Origin of the sequence: Ectopseudomonas composti (genome assembly GCF_001567565.1) — a bacterium.
GTDB lineage: Bacteria > Pseudomonadota > Gammaproteobacteria > Pseudomonadales > Pseudomonadaceae > Aquipseudomonas > Aquipseudomonas composti_A.
The window spans coordinates 174537-188041 of the sequence record NZ_LSSW01000017.1; the positions used below are offsets into that span (position 1 = coordinate 174537).

The window sequence follows — 13505 nt, forward strand, 5'->3', positions numbered from 1 at the left end:
GCTTAGCTCCGGGTGATGCTCATGGTGGTGGTGCCGTCATAGCCGGCAGAGAAGGTGTACTGCGGAATCACCGCGCCTGGGCCGCTTACTTGCTTCTGGCCCTGGGTGTAGCGCAGCTTCGGCAGCTCGATGGTGTAGCTATCTGCGCCCTCTTCCAGCACCACAACGTGGTTGGTCTCGGTTTCATTCAGCACCTTGGCCCACAGAGTGCCGTCCTTCAGGTAGGCGCTCATGGTGCCGCTGACGGAGGCGATGCCGTTGGTGACGCAGTAGGCCTCGCGCTGGAACAGGGAGAAGGCCGCTTCCATGCCGTTGTCCAGGGTCACGTTCCATTCGGTAGCGTAGGTGATGGCGTCGCCGTCTTCGGTAAGGGAGCCGTTCGTGGTCACCATCATGTCGCTGGTGGTAGCCGCAGCGAAGGTAGCGCCGCCAGGTACGGTGTATTCCTCGGCCTTGGTGCCGATCATGCCGAAGGTGATGGTGGCTTTGTCGCCCAGCGGAGCGGAGATGTTCATGGTGGCCACGCGGCAACCGCGATACACGTAGTCCTCGTTGATGTCCGTATGACGCTCCAGAATCGCAAAACTGCGCTCAGTGGAACCAATCACCAGTTCATCGGCGGTCCAGGTGCCTTGCATGGCGGCCTCGATCAGATCGTCAAAGCTGGCGAAACTCACCTCGGCGGCGATCTCGCCGGCAACGCTGTAGGTGCCGCCACGGCTCGGGGCGCGCTGACGGGCTTGGTTGATCTCGTTGGACTGGATCTGGTTGATGTTTGGGCTCAGGCCTTCGGAGACGAAGCGGATCGGCTTGAACTCCGGGTTTGCCGGGATTCCGCCTTCCTGAGTGATGGTTACGGTGTCGCCGGCCGCCTCGTCCACCAGCGTGACCGCGTTGCCGTAGATATCGGTAACGGTCATGGAACCGGCGACCACGGTAGCGACCTTGAACTTGCCGTTGTTAGCGGCAGTGGTGAAGCCGGACACCTCGATGATGTGGCCAACGGCGAACTTGCCGGCACTGATGAAGCCAGAGCCGGAATCAGCGAACGTCGAGCCGGAAGCGGCTGCGCTGATGGTGTCGGCTGTCATCGTGCCGTATTCGCGCACGTAGAAGAGCTTGACGGCAGAGCCGTTCGCAAAGCAGGTCATGGGTTATACCTCCGGGCGGATGGTGTAGGCGCTGTAGTAGATGGAGACGTTGATTTGCTGCCAGCCGTCGACGGGCCGGAGGTTGTTGCGGGTGACGCGCTCGACCTTCACGCACTGGCCTTGGTAGACCAGGCGGCGGCCGGCGACGAAGTAATCGCGGAGCTTTTGGACGGCGGACAGGATGTTGGCCGTGCCGTCGTTGAGCGGGTAATTCAGGTTGACCTGGAAGATGCCGGTGGTTTCGTCGTTGCCACCGACGCCGAGCGATGCCACGTCGGTGGAGGCTGGCAGGTTGAACCAGTCGGCCCAGGCGGTTGTGGGGCTTGGCGGCTTAAAGTCTCTGCCCTCGCCGCCTGTCGCAATGCCGAGCGCAGCGGCGTTATAGCCCTGCACTAGCGCGGCCTGAATTTTGACTTCGGACATGTCAGACCCTGAATTTCGAGATAGCGGCTTGGACGATGCGCTGAACGCGGGCCAGGTTGCGACGGACCATGCCGGACGGGGCCTGCTGGCTGTAGCCGTACTCCAAGCGGTCGATGTACGGAAGCGAATTGGCCATGGTCGTTTCCTGGCCTGCGCCCTCTGGCGTCTTGGCGATGACCTCGGCGATTGCTGCGGCGCCGGACGTGTCGTCGCGCGCGATCACGCCTTGGGCTGGAGTGCCGACCTGGGTCACCCAGTTGCCACGGGCACGTCCGGTATCCACCGGGGTATCGCGGATGGTGCCGCTGAATAGGTCGATTGTCGCGGTGCGCACGATCTGGTTATGCGCTTGCTCAATCTTGCGCGTCGCCCTGGCCATATCGCTCTTGAAGCTCATCACTTACGACCCTGGCAGAAGTAAACGAGCGGCGTACCGGCCGGGTTGGCTTCCTTGACGTTGACGATCTGCCAGAGCACGCCGTCGACATCCACTTTCGTAGTGAGCGAAGGCGGCCAGGCTAGATCCTTGGCGGCGATGATGATCTTCTTGTCGCCTTTCTGGATCTGCGAGCCCTCGGCGTACATCAGTCCGGATTCCTGCAGCGTGTAGTCCAGCAGGATGAGCTGTGCGGGCTGCTCAAGGTCGGTTGGCTCAGTAGTCCACTCCCCAGCGACTTCGTCGTACACGCCGGCTGTCACGTCGCGCAGGGTTTGTTCGGAGCCGAAGCGCGCGATCAGTCGCAGCGCCGTAGCCGCCATGCGGTCATAGAACGCACTCATGCGCGCACCAACTTCCCGCTGTACTGACCCAAGGTGTACTTCGAGAAGAAGCCGTCCGACTGGCGGCCTGACACAGGCTTCCCCTTGTAGCTGGTGATCTCGGCGTACTGCACGTCGACAGCACCTTCCACTCGCTCGCGGGTCACCGCACCTGTTCTCGCCTCGGGCGGATCGGTGTCGTCTTGGTAGATTTCGCATGCCAGCGCCATCTGACCCAGCTTGATTGCGCGCGGCAGCGATGCGCCGTCAGCGATGAAACCGCGACGGATCGTGTAGTAACGCGGCCAGGGCAAGCCCTGCTCGTCGTGGTACTGGTTGCCGACCCATTGGAAGCGCCACATCTCAACGCCGGCACGGCGCAGCAGAGATTCCTGATCTGCGGTACCGGCCGGCACGGTGAACCCGTAGTCGACGGCGAACTGTGCGAGCTCGGCAGCCGTAGCGAACGAGTCCGCGTCAGCCTTGCCGCTGCCGTCTTCGATTACGAGTGCCATGCGCTTACTCCACCACGACGAAAGAGGCTTGCTGATGCGCGGTGCGAGCCAGCGGCTCAACCTTGCGGCCATGCTTGGCGATCCATTCGCACAGCGCTTTCCACTCACCGTCACGCCAGTTCGGATACCAGGACTCGGCGAAGTCGACCAGCTCGTCGAACACAAGCACGGTTCCGGGCACGATGCGGTTATTCATGCCGCTGAGCACTTCGGCGGCCGACTCGTACAGATCGCAGTCGATGTGCACCAGGGCAAGATGCTCGTCATGCTCTGCCAGCCAAGCCGGAACGGTGTCGGCGAACCAACCCGGGACCAGGTGGGCGCGGTTCGGCAGGTCAGTCGGCAGGTCAGTGGCGAAGTGGCCGACAGGGTGCGGCTCACCTGCGCCGGTATCCCAGGCGCTCGGCAGGCCCTCGAACGAGTCGAAGCCGTAGGCCAGGCCCTTGCGCACGTCGATGATCGCGGCAAGCGAGTTGCCAGTGAATACGCCGAACTCTGCCGCCGTTCCTGCCGGCGCCTTGCGCGCAGCGTGCTGCAGGTGCTCACGGCGGCTATCGATGACTGGCGCGGCCTTGATCGCGTCCAGCAGGGCGACTTCGGCGGCCGGTTGGGCAGCCTTCTTCACCACTTCGGCGGCCGGTTGGGCAGCAGGTGCTCCACCAGAAACCGCGCTGCTGTTCCGCTTCGAAACTCTTGCCATGTCCATTGCCCCCAAGCGCACCGGTAGAAGTGCGCGAGACGTTGATTGATGTCCGGCAACTGCTCGCCAGACAGCGATTCCCAGGCGGCGCCAGGGAAAGTCGAGATGACCGGCACGCCGGCCAGCAGGGCGTCATGCCCCATGTTGCTGTTGCCTGTTACGACCAGGCGCGCACCTGCCAGCGCATCGCCCATGTCGGGCGGTGCCAGCGTTAGTCCGTAGGTCAGTTCAGGCGATTTCGGGTGCGGCCTGATGCGCGCTTTGGGATAGCACTCGGCCTGTTGCTGCACCCATGCCGCCATTGCGCCCAGATCGCAGCCGTGAGCGGCGTCTCCGGGCATCTGCGGGCATATCAGGGCGTATCCATCAGGATCGCCACCGCGTTCTGCTACACGCAGCCCAAGCGCATCAAACCGGTCAGGCGGGCAATCCCACGGCGGGAGCTGATTCAGGCCGCCAAGACCAACCTGCCAATGGCCTGTCTGAAAGTCGGCCTCGCCGTGCACGCGCCGGAGATAGCCATAGTCGACGACGACAACCGGCGTACCGGCGTAGTCGGCGCGGATGATGTCGCCTTTGCCGCGAAGGCCGAAGACAGCGACAGCATCAAACGATTCGGTGCAGCCAGGCGCGTGGTCAGACAGCGACCTTAGCCTGGCTTGGTGTCCCGCTTCGACGAGGCCCTGGCGAAACGCCAGAGCCCCCTCGAATCCATCACGGGCGTAGATGCCCCACTGCATTAGCGGGACTGGATCACCACGCCGGCGAAGTCCTTGTAGGAGCCGCGAACAGCGTCCCAGTTGGAACCGGTGCCCAGGGTGGCGTCGGACGGGTTGGCACCGCCGTTGGCGATGTCCCACTTGAAGCCCTTCACGCCCAGGTTGTAGGCGAACTCGCCTTGCATCCGGGTGATCAGGTTCTCCTTGCCGGTGACGTTCTCGATCACCAGTTCTTCTTCCTCGGTGTTCTCGACGATGAGCGCATCGGCGGTCAGACCCAGGGCGAAGTAGTCGGTGGTCGCGGCCGAGCCGGAGCCAGCGGTGACAACGAGCGCGTCGGAGTCGGTCACCAGAACCGGGCGGTTCAGGGTAACCGGAGTGCCGGTAGCCACGTTGAAGTTGGACACACCGTCGATGTTGGCGGTGATCTGAGCCTGCACCAGGTCGTAGTACTGCTTGGAGTGCATGACCCAGCAGACGATCTGGCCAGCGGCGTCGCCGAACTTCGACAGACCGGTTACCAGGCCAGCAGTGTTCAGGGTGCCGTTGGTGGCGATGGTGTGCTTGACCGCCGACTGCGCGTTCAGAGCAGCGCGACCGGCGCGCAGGGCGGAGTTCAGCATTTCCACTTGCATGGCCTTGGCAGCCATCTCGCCGAGCAGGAAGCTCATTTCGTCTTCAGCCAGACCAGCCATGATCTTGCGGAAGGCGTCCTTGGTCTGGTCGACCGGGCCGATCTTGCGGTTCAGCTTGACGCTGATCCACTCGTCCTGGGCCATGCCGAGGATGGTGGCGTCGGATACCGAGGTGGTATCGCGGCGGGTGATCAGGTTCGCCACGTTCTTGAAGAACGCCTGCTGCGAATAGTCACCGCGACGGCTCAGGGTGCTGAGGCTGATGGCGCCGGCCGAAGCGGCGTTGAATGCGTTGCTGTTCTGGGTCAGGGTCTCGACGATACCTGCCTGGAACTGGTCCTGATAGACCTTGAAGTCAGAAGCTTTACCTGCGGCCATGATGGATTCTCCCGATATGGCTTGATTCAGTTAGGGAGCGCCAGATAGGCGTCTTTCCCGTGTTTGCTGATGAAAGCGGCCTTCTGCTTGGCAGACATCTGGCTGCGCGGCGTACCTGGCCGTGCGTCGCTGCCGGTCGGACCCGAGCCACTGCCGGTGGCGTTGGCGGGGAACCAGTGCGGGCGCGTTTCTTTCATGTCCGCGAACCACTCCTTGAGGGTCAGCGGCTTACCGTCTTTGCCGAAGCGACCTTCTTTGGCGATGGGGTTGCCCTCGTCGTCCAGTTCGAAGTCGCGCGAAGCAGCCAGCATGGCGTCCTCCATGGCGAACTTGTGCACACCGGCTTCGGATGCGGCACCGATCACTTCGCCCTTGAGCACGCGGGAAGCGAACTTCTCGGTTCGGGACTGGTGACGGGTGGCTTCCTGGCGAGCGGCCTCAAGGTCGCGGTCATAGCTGGACTTCATGCGTTCGGTGCGCTTGTTCAGCACTTCGTCGAGTTTGCCGGCTGCGATCAGCTTGGCTTCCTCGTCATCTGCAAAGCGCTGCAGGATTCCGCGTACTGCGTCGGGGTCGATCCCTTCGAAGCTTCTCAGCTTCTCGCGTTGCTCTGTGAGCTTGCCGATCAGCTCGCCGTTTTTGGCCTTGAGGCCGCCAACTGCTGCGTTGACCTGAGCATCGATCAGAGCTTGGATCTCGGGAGTGATCTCCGGCCCTTGGCCGCCACCACCGTTACCGCCGTCGCCGCCTTCTTCCTGCATGAACAGCTGCTTGAGTTGGAACATGTGTTATCCCCTTGGGACTGTTGGCGCCCTTGGCGCATAAAAAAGCCCCGGCATTGCCGAGGCTGGAAATTTGTGCTCTGTGTGTCCCTTGTCCCAGGACAGCGGACATGAAAAAGCCCGCTCAGTGGCGGGCTTTGGTATCAATCATTTTCTCTGGAGGATCGCTTGCGTCGCCGTACCAGATAATTGGCGGCGGCGGCAAACCTTTTTCTTTGCCTACCCAAGTACACCCGTGCGGGCTGAATGGGATTGGTCGGTCATACGGCACGTTGTTGTTCAGGCTGATGACGCTCTGATCGCTTCGCAGAACATCGCGTATAAGGTCAATGATTCGTTTCATCCAATCACCACCCTCTACTCGCTCACTCGCCGGCCAGCCTAACGTCACATCCAGCATAAACACCGGAAGGATACATTTCGCTGACGACATGTCGCTCCATGACTTGAATGCCAACTGCGGTTGGTGTGTCGCCAAACTCTTGCTTGATCTCAGAGAATGCCGCCTGCATATGACGGTCGATTATTGCCCGCATATCTGCCTTGATAGCGCGATATTCACCGATTGTTTTCTCGATGCTCATAAAACCACCCTCTCCCCACGCATGAAACAGGAAGCGCACAGCAACTGCTTCGTGCCGCCGCTCTTCTTGCCGGCCTTGATCGTCACGCCGGTCTTGGTTTCGATGACTTCCATTCCGCCGCATCTGTGGCAGCTGACGATATCAGCCGGCCGCGACGCCTTGATCCGATCCAGCACACGCTGTTTCGGCGTGTCTGGCGGTGGCGTGCCGTTGATGACGGTGAATGTTGGCTTATCGGTCATGCGGCGATCTTACGCCGCAATCCCAGCCCGCTCAAACAGCGCTTCGTCTCGCTTACGCAGCTCTTCCAGGGTGTAGACCTTGCCCTTGTCGTTGGTGAAGCGGTCGATGTCCACTTTTCCTTCGCGGAACAGCTTGCCACGCGTGGCGCCCAGGACTTCATCCTGAAACGCTGCCGGCTTGTTGCGCAGCCACTGCGTGTAGGTCACGTCGTCTGCCACGTAGCCGTCCATGCTCGCCTGTGTGCCCTTGCCGATCTCTTCGGCGGACAGGCCTAGCTCTCGCCAGCCCTTGATCACCGGAACCGACGTGCTGCGGCAGTTGATGTGGCGCGGCGGCTGCGGGCCTTCGCCAATCGGGAAGGTCTTGCCCGACAGACTTGCGCAGGTAATGGTGGTGCGCCCGTCCAGGGTGGCCAGAAACTGCCACTCGCTGACCAGATCGTCGTTCGCCGCGTAGAAAGCCTGCCGCGTGTAGTTGCTCAGGTGGTTGACGGCTGTCCTGACAATCGCCTCAGCATCTCGGCGGTCAGTCTCAAGCAGCCCGTCAGCGTACCCGTTGGCGCGCGTGCCACGAATGCGGCGCACCATCTGGTCAACCGTCTCGCCTTCCACGAACCCGATGCGGATTGCATCGCGGATTCGTGTCAGTCGGTTGGCCTCGATGTTCTGCGTGTACTCGCGTAGCAGCTTGCCCTGAAAAGGCCTGGCCATCGCTGCGGCGTAGACTTGCTGAGCGTTTACCGAGTTGATCGGCACCACGACCTGCACGGCCTGCGGGATGGTCGCGGTCAGCAGGTTCTGCTGAAAATTTGCCTCATACTCGGCATAGGCCAAAAGCTCTGCGTCCAGATCGCTCCGGAGCGCTGCGTAAGCCTGCGAGTTCAGCGACTGAACCGACAGTAGCAGCTGATCCAGGCGTTCAACGGTGAAGCTGCCAGGCGGCATCTGCTCGATTGCAGCCATGAGGCGAGCAAACAGGTCAGCGTCCACCCGGTTCAGCAGCGCGATCATGCGCCGTACAACGCCGTTGCTGAACCGCTGCATGCTCACGGCATGGCTGATCTCGGCGTCAGCAAGGATGTTATTGACGGTGGCCATCAGACCAGACCCAAGCTAGGCCCTTGCTGATCCAGGCGCTCGCGCTCGTTTGCCCAATCCAGCTCACTGGCCAGCACGCCACGACGCTTGTACTCGCTGAACAGGGTCTCATCAGACAGCTTGCCTTGCGCGGCCATGTTGAGCAGCAGCGGCAGGGTTGTCTCGGGAACGTAGTCGGCGGCGAAGTTACCATTGGCCTGGACGTGGCCGCCCTCTGCCTCGCCTATGTAGTCGGCCATGATCTGCAGAACCTGGGCGTAGGCGTCTTCGAACTGGGTTGCCATCATCTGCAGCGGGGACATCTCGATTGCTGCGTCTTCCTTGGCCTGCTCGGCGGTCTTCGGCGATGCATTCTCGACGCGGAGCAGCTTGGCGCCGGCAATGCGCATCTCTTCCAGCAGATCCTTGAGCGATACGCGGCCGGCTTCTATGGCCTTGCCGGTGTGCTCGACGAACGAAAGCTTGGACTCGGCGTTATCGTTGCGCACCAGGCGACCGCCGCCCACTTCGATCTCTGCATCCTTGTCGAAGCCGGCGCCGAACAGGATAGGGACGCGGGCATAGTGCAGGATGGTGTCCTGATCACTCTGGCTCTGCCAGTGCTTGACGTTCAGATGAGCCAGCTCAAGCAGCGGGGGCTTGGCCGACATGAAGCCTGTGCGCTTGGTGTAGAGCGCCACGATTGGGATGTAACCCAGACTGGTCACACCTTCATCGTACAGCGCCCATCCGTCCTTCCCGTTGTTGCGGTAGACAGCCCAATAACCAGGCTCCAGCACGCGAACTTGCTCGATGTGCTTCTCGGCGAATGCGCCCTGCTCTTCGGAAACCATCTCCATGAAACGGAACTGGGTCAGCTGGCCGCCGTCCTCTTTCCAGCCAAGCAGCTGCTCAGGGCGGACGTGGATGGCATAAGGACGGGCATTGACTGCAATCAGGTCAGCCGCCGTCACCACGCCTTCAGGCTGATCGGGCTGCGCGATGTTCTGGAAATCGACATAGGCAAAGCTGATGGCCTTGCCCAGGGCATCCTCGAACCAGACGCGCCCGAACACGGTGCCATCGTTGCCCTGCTGGTCGATGTCCTGCCAGTACTCCATCAGGCGCGCCGGCACATCGTCACCAAGCTGGATCGGCTCGGCAAACACGCGGCTGCCCATGTTCGATATGGTCTCGCTGTATGCTGGCAGCAGCGTCGAAGTCAACAGGCGGCACTTGTACGCCTCGGAGTCCTCAGCCGGCCAGCGCGGCAGCAGCGCTTCCCCAGCCTCGCGCATAGCCAGCGTTCCGCCCAGCAGCGGGCCGACGATAGACAGGTACTCGCGCATCTTCACCACAGCCGGGTGCAGTACGCTCGGGTCGTCGGTCATCGGTCACATCCTTAGAGGCTGAGAGGTCGCCACTCGGCGAACAATCGGGTATTCGTGGTGTATGAAGTAGCCCCCGGCGTCAGGCCGGTGGTCATTGCCCTGCGACTTGTCGGGCTCGCCATTGGCTGCCCAAACCTGCTGCTCCAGGTCGTCGGCGTACATGGGGCACTTGTCGGCGTTGACCTTGTACCGGCGCTCGCCTGCTGCGTTGTGAAACATTGCGTTCATGGCGTTGACCCGATCCTTGACGGGCGGGTTAGCGGCCGGGGCCTTAACCTTGAAGCCTGCCTGCTTGAGCAGGTCGATATCGGTCGCGCTAGCGTTCACCGACTTGCGGGAATCGCCAGAGGCGTCCGGGTAGATCAGGATCTCGCACGTCTTCTGGTACGCGCCGTTCTCGTAGCGCCAGTAGCGCTCCTTGATGCGCTTGATCATGTCCGGCGTGTCGTAGCCGTCCACCAGCTCATCCACGGCGCATGGCATGCCGTCGCGCTTCACGTGGGTGATCGCGCTCATCTTGCCGACGTTGAAGTCCATCCCGATGTGCAGCGCCTCACCAGGCTGGTGCACTTCCTTGCATCCGTTCAGCTTGCGGTCGTAGGCGTGGTAGACCGTGCCAGACAGCAGGTTGACGAACTGGCCATCCAGATAGGCCTGGATCAGCTGCGGCGGGTAGGACTCTTTGAGGGAGTCGATGTAGTCACCCGGCAGGTTCAGCTCGTTGTCGTAGGTTGACGCCTGAATCAGCCCGTACAGCGCCTGCAGGTGCGGCTTCTCGCGCAACTGCTTCACGAACTGCTGATAGACGAACTTGAATCCCTCGGGTGTGGTCGTCACGTCGACGCCGTTCTTCAGGCCGTCCACGTTGTAGCGCATCCGGGCAATGATCTTGCGCCAGGCATGCTGCGCCTTGAGCACCGGCAGAACATCAAGCTCATCGACCAAGGCGTGTCCGATCTTGAAGCCTACGATGGTCTGCGGCTTCTCCATCGACCGACAGATGGTCGTGCTGCGCCACCGTCCACCAGAGTAAAACTCGACCTCTTTGTCGCCTTCCTTCGTCTTGACCTTCAGGCCCCAGTCAAAGGCAACTTCCTCGATGGTCGGGAAGAAGATGTCGCGGATCTGCGGGTACGTCGGGGCGAAGTAGCCGGAGTTGATCCCTGGCCACTCCCAAACGTGCTTGCAGATGCCAGCCGAACCTACCCAGGTCTTGCCTGAGCCGAACCCGGCAACGAATGCCCTGAACTTGTGCGGCAGGCCAATGAACTGCCCTTGCGGCACGTTAAGCGTCGGCATCGCGCTTCCTGGCGTCGACGATCTCGACCTCTACCCTGGTCGGCGTAGTGTAGCCCGGGTCAGCCTCGGCCTTGGTCTGCCGATTTACGTAAACATCGCCGCATTCCTTCGCAGCCTGCTCGAGCACCTGCAGGGCAAGGCGAGCGTTGCGGCTGCTCTCGGCTTTCTCGACCAGCCGGCCCAGCATGCGGAGACGGTACGATCGATTGGCGATTGGAATCTCGGCAGTGTCTTCGCGGAACCGCTTGCGGGTGTCGTGGAACAGCGTCACCCAGCGCTTGGCGAGATCTCGCCCCGCCCGCTTGGTCGGGTCGTGCTGCTCACACTGCTGGCGGCTGACCTCAATGCCAAACTCTTCCTTTACCGAGGCGGCAACTTGCGACGGCGTGTCAAAGCAGGCCAGGGCCTGAACTATGAAGCTCTTCACCTCATTATTCAGAGCTGCCATAGGTTCACGTCCGTCTCGGGTCTGTCAGAGGTCATGCCGACTTCAGCAGACAGGTTCCGCAGGCCCTCGCAATGTTGATCTTGGCCACCTCGGGCGCCTTGTTGGCTGCCTCAACCATGGCCTTTACGCCTTCGCTCGCACCGTACCGGCGAACGACACCAACGAACTCTTCGACGTCATGGCCGCGCAGCTTCAGCTTCGGCTGGCCTTCATCGGTGAACTGCGGCTCACCTTCAGAGTTGGTCTTCTGTTCCATGTGGTACAGCTCATGCTCTACCAGGGCGCAGAACTCAGCATCAGAGCATTCTGCGCAGTAATCGGCGGCCAGAGTGATCAGGAAGCTCGGCACGTAGCCGAACCACTGCAGCATCTGCTGTTCCTGCCTGCCCTTCTGCCAGGCGCCGCAGCGAAACGTCACGTCTTCACACTGACCGAGCACCCAGCGGCCTTGCTTCTCGAATCCACCTGCAGCCCACAGGAACGCGATTGGCGCGTCCTTCAGGTGTGCGTGGTCTTCGTTGAATAGCGGAGCGCCTTCAAGGACGAACGTGTCCATGGCCCACTGCAGCACTTCAGGTGCTGGTATGTAGGCGTCTGCCCAGTCCTTGCCATCGGCGAACTGGCCAATGGACTCGGGCGGCATTGGGCGGGTCACTACTTCTTCGCCTCAACATGAAAGCGAGCGGCCTTGATGATCTTGTCCGATACCTTCGGCCAGTCAGGCTCTGCGCCGGTCAGCCAGCAGGTAATTGCAACGCCGTACATGTAGGCGCGCCACCACCAGGGTAGTCGTGCGCGCATTACCAGATAGGCTTTTGCCGTCACTCAAACCACCCTGTCGCCTCGTTACCGCAGCCACGGCAGTACACCGCACCACTGGCGTGGCCAGGCTTGCGCGAGATGTAGAAGTCGAAGCTCCCGCAATCACACTTGAAGCTCTCATCGCCTTCGCACGGGCCGAATGGATGCTTGAACGCTCCACGGTAAGTCGCGCACTTCGGGCACTCAAGCTGAGTTGTTCCGGCCGGCGCGGTGGTTACCCATTCATGCCGGCAGTTACCGCAAACTGCGTCTCCGACTGAATGTCTAACCTTCGGCTTAAGCTCTACGACGCTCATGCCAACGCCCACCCAACCAGCAGAACCAGGCTGTAGATCAGCGCAATGCAGATCAGCAGCAATGCAGCGAAGAAGCGCACCCAGGCGACGAGATGGTCGTCAGTACGGAACGACAGGCGCCAGAACACCACCGCAGCCAAGAACAGGAGTGCGGGGATTAGCCAGGCCATGGTCAGATGCCTTCGTATTCTTCGCGCTTCACTTCCACACCGCCTGCTTGATCTCGCGAATCATGTCGATGAAGCCCGTGCCTTGGCTGCGTGCTTCTGCGTATGCATAGAAGGCGCGGACCAGCACCCAGGCCGGCAGGCCGCAGGCGAACACCACGCCAGCCAGGGCAACCAGGCCAACGTAATCGTGTGCCCAACCAATCAGGCCGAGCTTCATCACGACGAATGCGCCACCGCCGAGGCTGAACACCACGGTACTGATCAGCGCAACCACGAACTCCTTGATGGTCTTCGGCAGGGTCATGGCCATCACGACGATGGTTGCGAGCACTACTGCCAGGACGATAAGGCAAGTGGCCAGCTTCCACAGAAGGAACCCTCCTGCGGTTGTCGATGCTGGCTCGGTCATGGTCGGCAATCTCATAGGCATTCCTGGCCCTTCGCCGGGCCGGTGCTGCTGGGTAAATGGCTGACACGGCAGGACTCGAACCTGCGACCAGGCGATTAACAGTCGCCGGCTCTACCAACTGAGCTACATGTCATCAATGGTGCCGCCACCAGGCTTCGAACCCAGGACATCCTGCTTACAAGGCAGGCGCTCTACCGGCTGAGCTATAGCGGCATGAATAAAACGCCGACCGAAGTCGGCAGAGAGCGCGGGGAGGCGCTGGAGCGATCGGCATCAGACTGCCGGCCTTTCACCGGCATCCGAGCATTTCAGGCACCAAAGTGCCGAATAGGAAGCCCGCCAGTTGGCTCAACCTTTCGATGAATTCGGCTGGTCGGCGGGCTAAATCGTGGCGCCTACCTGGATCAGGCAGTCGCTGTAAATGGCGTTCTTGGCTTCGTCGTCGAGCGGAAGCGGGATCTCTGAGACTGCTTTTGCGCAGAACTCCATTCGCTCCATCACGCGCTCTGATGAAACGCGGCTAAACGCAACCTGATACGGCTCAGGCTGTGCCGCGCAACCGGTCAGCAGCACGGCTAACAGAGCGAGTCTGAGCATGCTGCCTCCAGAAACGAAAAAGCCCCGGCACTAGGCCAGGGCTTCAAAGCGGTAAAACCGCATCATTAGCCGAAATACTACTCCAGTGGCTGCCAGTGTCAAGCCTTG

21 protein-coding genes and 2 tRNA genes are annotated in these 13505 nt (G+C 61.4%); all 23 read right to left on the minus strand.

Translation table 11 applies throughout. The features are described from left to right. Positions 1 to 2 precede the first annotated feature (2 nt). Entirely contained in the window at positions 3 to 1151 is a 1149-nt protein-coding gene (locus tag PCLY_RS04905) for a phage tail tube protein (protein WP_061238171.1), read from the minus strand. 3 nt (positions 1152 to 1154) lie between these two features. After that, on the minus strand, positions 1155 to 1574 hold the full coding sequence (locus PCLY_RS04910) for a phage tail terminator-like protein (protein WP_061238172.1): 420 nt from the start codon (positions 1572 to 1574) through the stop codon (positions 1155 to 1157). Between the two features lies 1 nt (position 1575). Beyond that, entirely contained in the window at positions 1576 to 1971 is a 396-nt protein-coding gene (locus tag PCLY_RS04915) for a hypothetical protein (RefSeq protein WP_061238173.1), read from the minus strand. Beyond that, positions 1971 to 2354 (minus strand): hypothetical protein, encoded by a 384-nt coding sequence (locus PCLY_RS04920; protein ID WP_061238174.1) that lies wholly within the window; start codon positions 2352 to 2354, stop codon positions 1971 to 1973. Before PCLY_RS04920 ends, PCLY_RS04915 begins: the two co-directional genes overlap by 1 nt. After that, positions 2351 to 2848 carry a DnaT-like ssDNA-binding protein gene (locus PCLY_RS04925; protein ID WP_061238175.1) on the minus strand — a complete coding sequence of 166 codons (498 nt, stop codon included), beginning with the start codon at positions 2846 to 2848 and terminating at the stop codon, positions 2351 to 2353. The genes PCLY_RS04920 and PCLY_RS04925 overlap by 4 nt, the downstream gene beginning before the upstream one ends. Positions 2849 to 2852: 4 nt before the next feature. Then, the gene (locus tag PCLY_RS04930; RefSeq protein ID WP_197432141.1) at positions 2853 to 3473 is read right to left on the minus strand and encodes a TylF/MycF/NovP-related O-methyltransferase; all 621 of its coding nucleotides are present in this window, start codon (positions 3471 to 3473) and stop codon (positions 2853 to 2855) included. Beyond that, the gene (locus PCLY_RS24760) at positions 3470 to 4288 is read right to left on the minus strand and encodes a hypothetical protein (RefSeq protein ID WP_061238177.1); all 819 of its coding nucleotides are present in this window, start codon (positions 4286 to 4288) and stop codon (positions 3470 to 3472) included. Before PCLY_RS24760 ends, PCLY_RS04930 begins: the two co-directional genes overlap by 4 nt. After that, the gene (locus PCLY_RS04940; protein WP_061238178.1) at positions 4288 to 5280 is read right to left on the minus strand and encodes a major capsid protein; all 993 of its coding nucleotides are present in this window, start codon (positions 5278 to 5280) and stop codon (positions 4288 to 4290) included. Before PCLY_RS04940 ends, PCLY_RS24760 begins: the two co-directional genes overlap by 1 nt. Before the next feature lie 26 nt (positions 5281 to 5306). Next, on the minus strand, positions 5307 to 6065 hold the full coding sequence (locus tag PCLY_RS04945; protein ID WP_061238179.1) for a hypothetical protein: 759 nt from the start codon (positions 6063 to 6065) through the stop codon (positions 5307 to 5309). 121 nt (positions 6066 to 6186) lie between these two features. Further along, complete coding sequence (locus PCLY_RS24765; RefSeq protein ID WP_156458554.1) at positions 6187 to 6405, minus strand: hypothetical protein; 219 nt, start codon at positions 6403 to 6405, stop codon at positions 6187 to 6189. 22 nt (positions 6406 to 6427) lie between these two features. Beyond that, positions 6428 to 6646, minus strand: coding sequence for a hypothetical protein (locus PCLY_RS04950; protein WP_061238180.1), 219 nt, complete (start codon positions 6644 to 6646; stop codon positions 6428 to 6430). Next, on the minus strand, positions 6643 to 6888 hold the full coding sequence (locus tag PCLY_RS04955; RefSeq protein ID WP_061238181.1) for a hypothetical protein: 246 nt from the start codon (positions 6886 to 6888) through the stop codon (positions 6643 to 6645). The genes PCLY_RS04950 and PCLY_RS04955 overlap by 4 nt, the downstream gene beginning before the upstream one ends. Positions 6889 to 6897: 9 nt before the next feature. Then, positions 6898 to 7986: a phage head morphogenesis protein gene (locus tag PCLY_RS04960; RefSeq protein WP_061238182.1), complete on the minus strand. Its 1089-nt coding sequence runs from the start codon at positions 7984 to 7986 to the stop codon at positions 6898 to 6900. Further along, positions 7986 to 9356 (minus strand): DUF4055 domain-containing protein, encoded by a 1371-nt coding sequence (locus PCLY_RS04965; protein ID WP_061238183.1) that lies wholly within the window; start codon positions 9354 to 9356, stop codon positions 7986 to 7988. Before PCLY_RS04965 ends, PCLY_RS04960 begins: the two co-directional genes overlap by 1 nt. Positions 9357 to 9359: 3 nt before the next feature. Continuing rightward, positions 9360 to 10655 (minus strand): terminase large subunit domain-containing protein, encoded by a 1296-nt coding sequence (locus PCLY_RS04970; RefSeq protein ID WP_061238184.1) that lies wholly within the window; start codon positions 10653 to 10655, stop codon positions 9360 to 9362. Beyond that, on the minus strand, positions 10642 to 11103 hold the full coding sequence (locus PCLY_RS04975) for a DUF2280 domain-containing protein (protein WP_061238185.1): 462 nt from the start codon (positions 11101 to 11103) through the stop codon (positions 10642 to 10644). The genes PCLY_RS04970 and PCLY_RS04975 overlap by 14 nt, the downstream gene beginning before the upstream one ends. 31 nt (positions 11104 to 11134) lie before the next feature. After that, the gene (locus PCLY_RS04980; protein WP_197432142.1) at positions 11135 to 11758 is read right to left on the minus strand and encodes a putative metallopeptidase; all 624 of its coding nucleotides are present in this window, start codon (positions 11756 to 11758) and stop codon (positions 11135 to 11137) included. After that, positions 11758 to 11928, minus strand: a complete 171-nt coding sequence (locus tag PCLY_RS24770) for a hypothetical protein (protein WP_156458555.1) — start codon at positions 11926 to 11928, stop codon at positions 11758 to 11760. Before PCLY_RS24770 ends, PCLY_RS04980 begins: the two co-directional genes overlap by 1 nt. Before the next feature lie 289 nt (positions 11929 to 12217). After that, positions 12218 to 12391, minus strand: coding sequence for a hypothetical protein (locus PCLY_RS24775; RefSeq protein WP_156458556.1), 174 nt, complete (start codon positions 12389 to 12391; stop codon positions 12218 to 12220). Positions 12392 to 12419: 28 nt separating this feature from the next. Further along, positions 12420 to 12815 (minus strand): hypothetical protein, encoded by a 396-nt coding sequence (locus PCLY_RS04985; protein WP_231740106.1) that lies wholly within the window; start codon positions 12813 to 12815, stop codon positions 12420 to 12422. Positions 12816 to 12857: 42 nt separating this feature from the next. Next, positions 12858 to 12933 (minus strand) — tRNA-Asn (locus PCLY_RS04990). 4 nt (positions 12934 to 12937) lie between these two features. After that, positions 12938 to 13013: transfer RNA gene (locus PCLY_RS04995), tRNA-Thr, on the minus strand. A 168-nt stretch (positions 13014 to 13181) separates the two neighbouring features. Further along, a complete protein-coding gene (locus tag PCLY_RS05000) occupies positions 13182 to 13397 on the minus strand; it encodes a hypothetical protein (protein WP_061238188.1) in 216 nt (71 codons plus the stop codon). Positions 13398 to 13505: the final 108 nt, after the last annotated feature.

Excerpts from the sequence above, each read along its gene's own strand:
- PCLY_RS04905 (WP_061238171.1), bottom strand. The coding sequence starts at position 1,151 with ATGACCTGCTTTGCGAACGGCTCTGCCGTCAAGCTCTTCTACGTGCGC.
- PCLY_RS04910 (WP_061238172.1), bottom strand. The coding sequence starts at position 1,574 with ATGTCCGAAGTCAAAATTCAGGCCGCGCTAGTGCAGGGCTATAACGCC.
- PCLY_RS04915 (WP_061238173.1), bottom strand. The coding sequence starts at position 1,971 with ATGAGCTTCAAGAGCGATATGGCCAGGGCGACGCGCAAGATTGAGCAA.
- PCLY_RS04920 (WP_061238174.1), bottom strand. The coding sequence starts at position 2,354 with ATGAGTGCGTTCTATGACCGCATGGCGGCTACGGCGCTGCGACTGATC.
- PCLY_RS04925 (WP_061238175.1), bottom strand. The coding sequence starts at position 2,848 with ATGGCACTCGTAATCGAAGACGGCAGCGGCAAGGCTGACGCGGACTCG.
- PCLY_RS24760 (WP_061238177.1), bottom strand. The coding sequence starts at position 4,288 with ATGCAGTGGGGCATCTACGCCCGTGATGGATTCGAGGGGGCTCTGGCG.
- PCLY_RS04940 (WP_061238178.1), bottom strand. The coding sequence starts at position 5,280 with ATGGCCGCAGGTAAAGCTTCTGACTTCAAGGTCTATCAGGACCAGTTC.
- PCLY_RS04945 (WP_061238179.1), bottom strand. The coding sequence starts at position 6,065 with ATGTTCCAACTCAAGCAGCTGTTCATGCAGGAAGAAGGCGGCGACGGC.
- PCLY_RS24765 (WP_156458554.1), bottom strand. The coding sequence starts at position 6,405 with ATGAAACGAATCATTGACCTTATACGCGATGTTCTGCGAAGCGATCAG.
- PCLY_RS04950 (WP_061238180.1), bottom strand. The coding sequence starts at position 6,646 with ATGAGCATCGAGAAAACAATCGGTGAATATCGCGCTATCAAGGCAGAT.
- PCLY_RS04955 (WP_061238181.1), bottom strand. The coding sequence starts at position 6,888 with ATGACCGATAAGCCAACATTCACCGTCATCAACGGCACGCCACCGCCA.
- PCLY_RS04960 (WP_061238182.1), bottom strand. The coding sequence starts at position 7,986 with ATGGCCACCGTCAATAACATCCTTGCTGACGCCGAGATCAGCCATGCC.
- PCLY_RS04965 (WP_061238183.1), bottom strand. The coding sequence starts at position 9,356 with ATGACCGACGACCCGAGCGTACTGCACCCGGCTGTGGTGAAGATGCGC.
- PCLY_RS04970 (WP_061238184.1), bottom strand. The coding sequence starts at position 10,655 with ATGCCGACGCTTAACGTGCCGCAAGGGCAGTTCATTGGCCTGCCGCAC.
- PCLY_RS04975 (WP_061238185.1), bottom strand. The coding sequence starts at position 11,103 with ATGGCAGCTCTGAATAATGAGGTGAAGAGCTTCATAGTTCAGGCCCTG.
- PCLY_RS24775 (WP_156458556.1), bottom strand. The coding sequence starts at position 12,391 with ATGGCCTGGCTAATCCCCGCACTCCTGTTCTTGGCTGCGGTGGTGTTC.
- PCLY_RS04985 (WP_231740106.1), bottom strand. The coding sequence starts at position 12,815 with ATGAGATTGCCGACCATGACCGAGCCAGCATCGACAACCGCAGGAGGG.
- PCLY_RS05000 (WP_061238188.1), bottom strand. The coding sequence starts at position 13,397 with ATGCTCAGACTCGCTCTGTTAGCCGTGCTGCTGACCGGTTGCGCGGCA.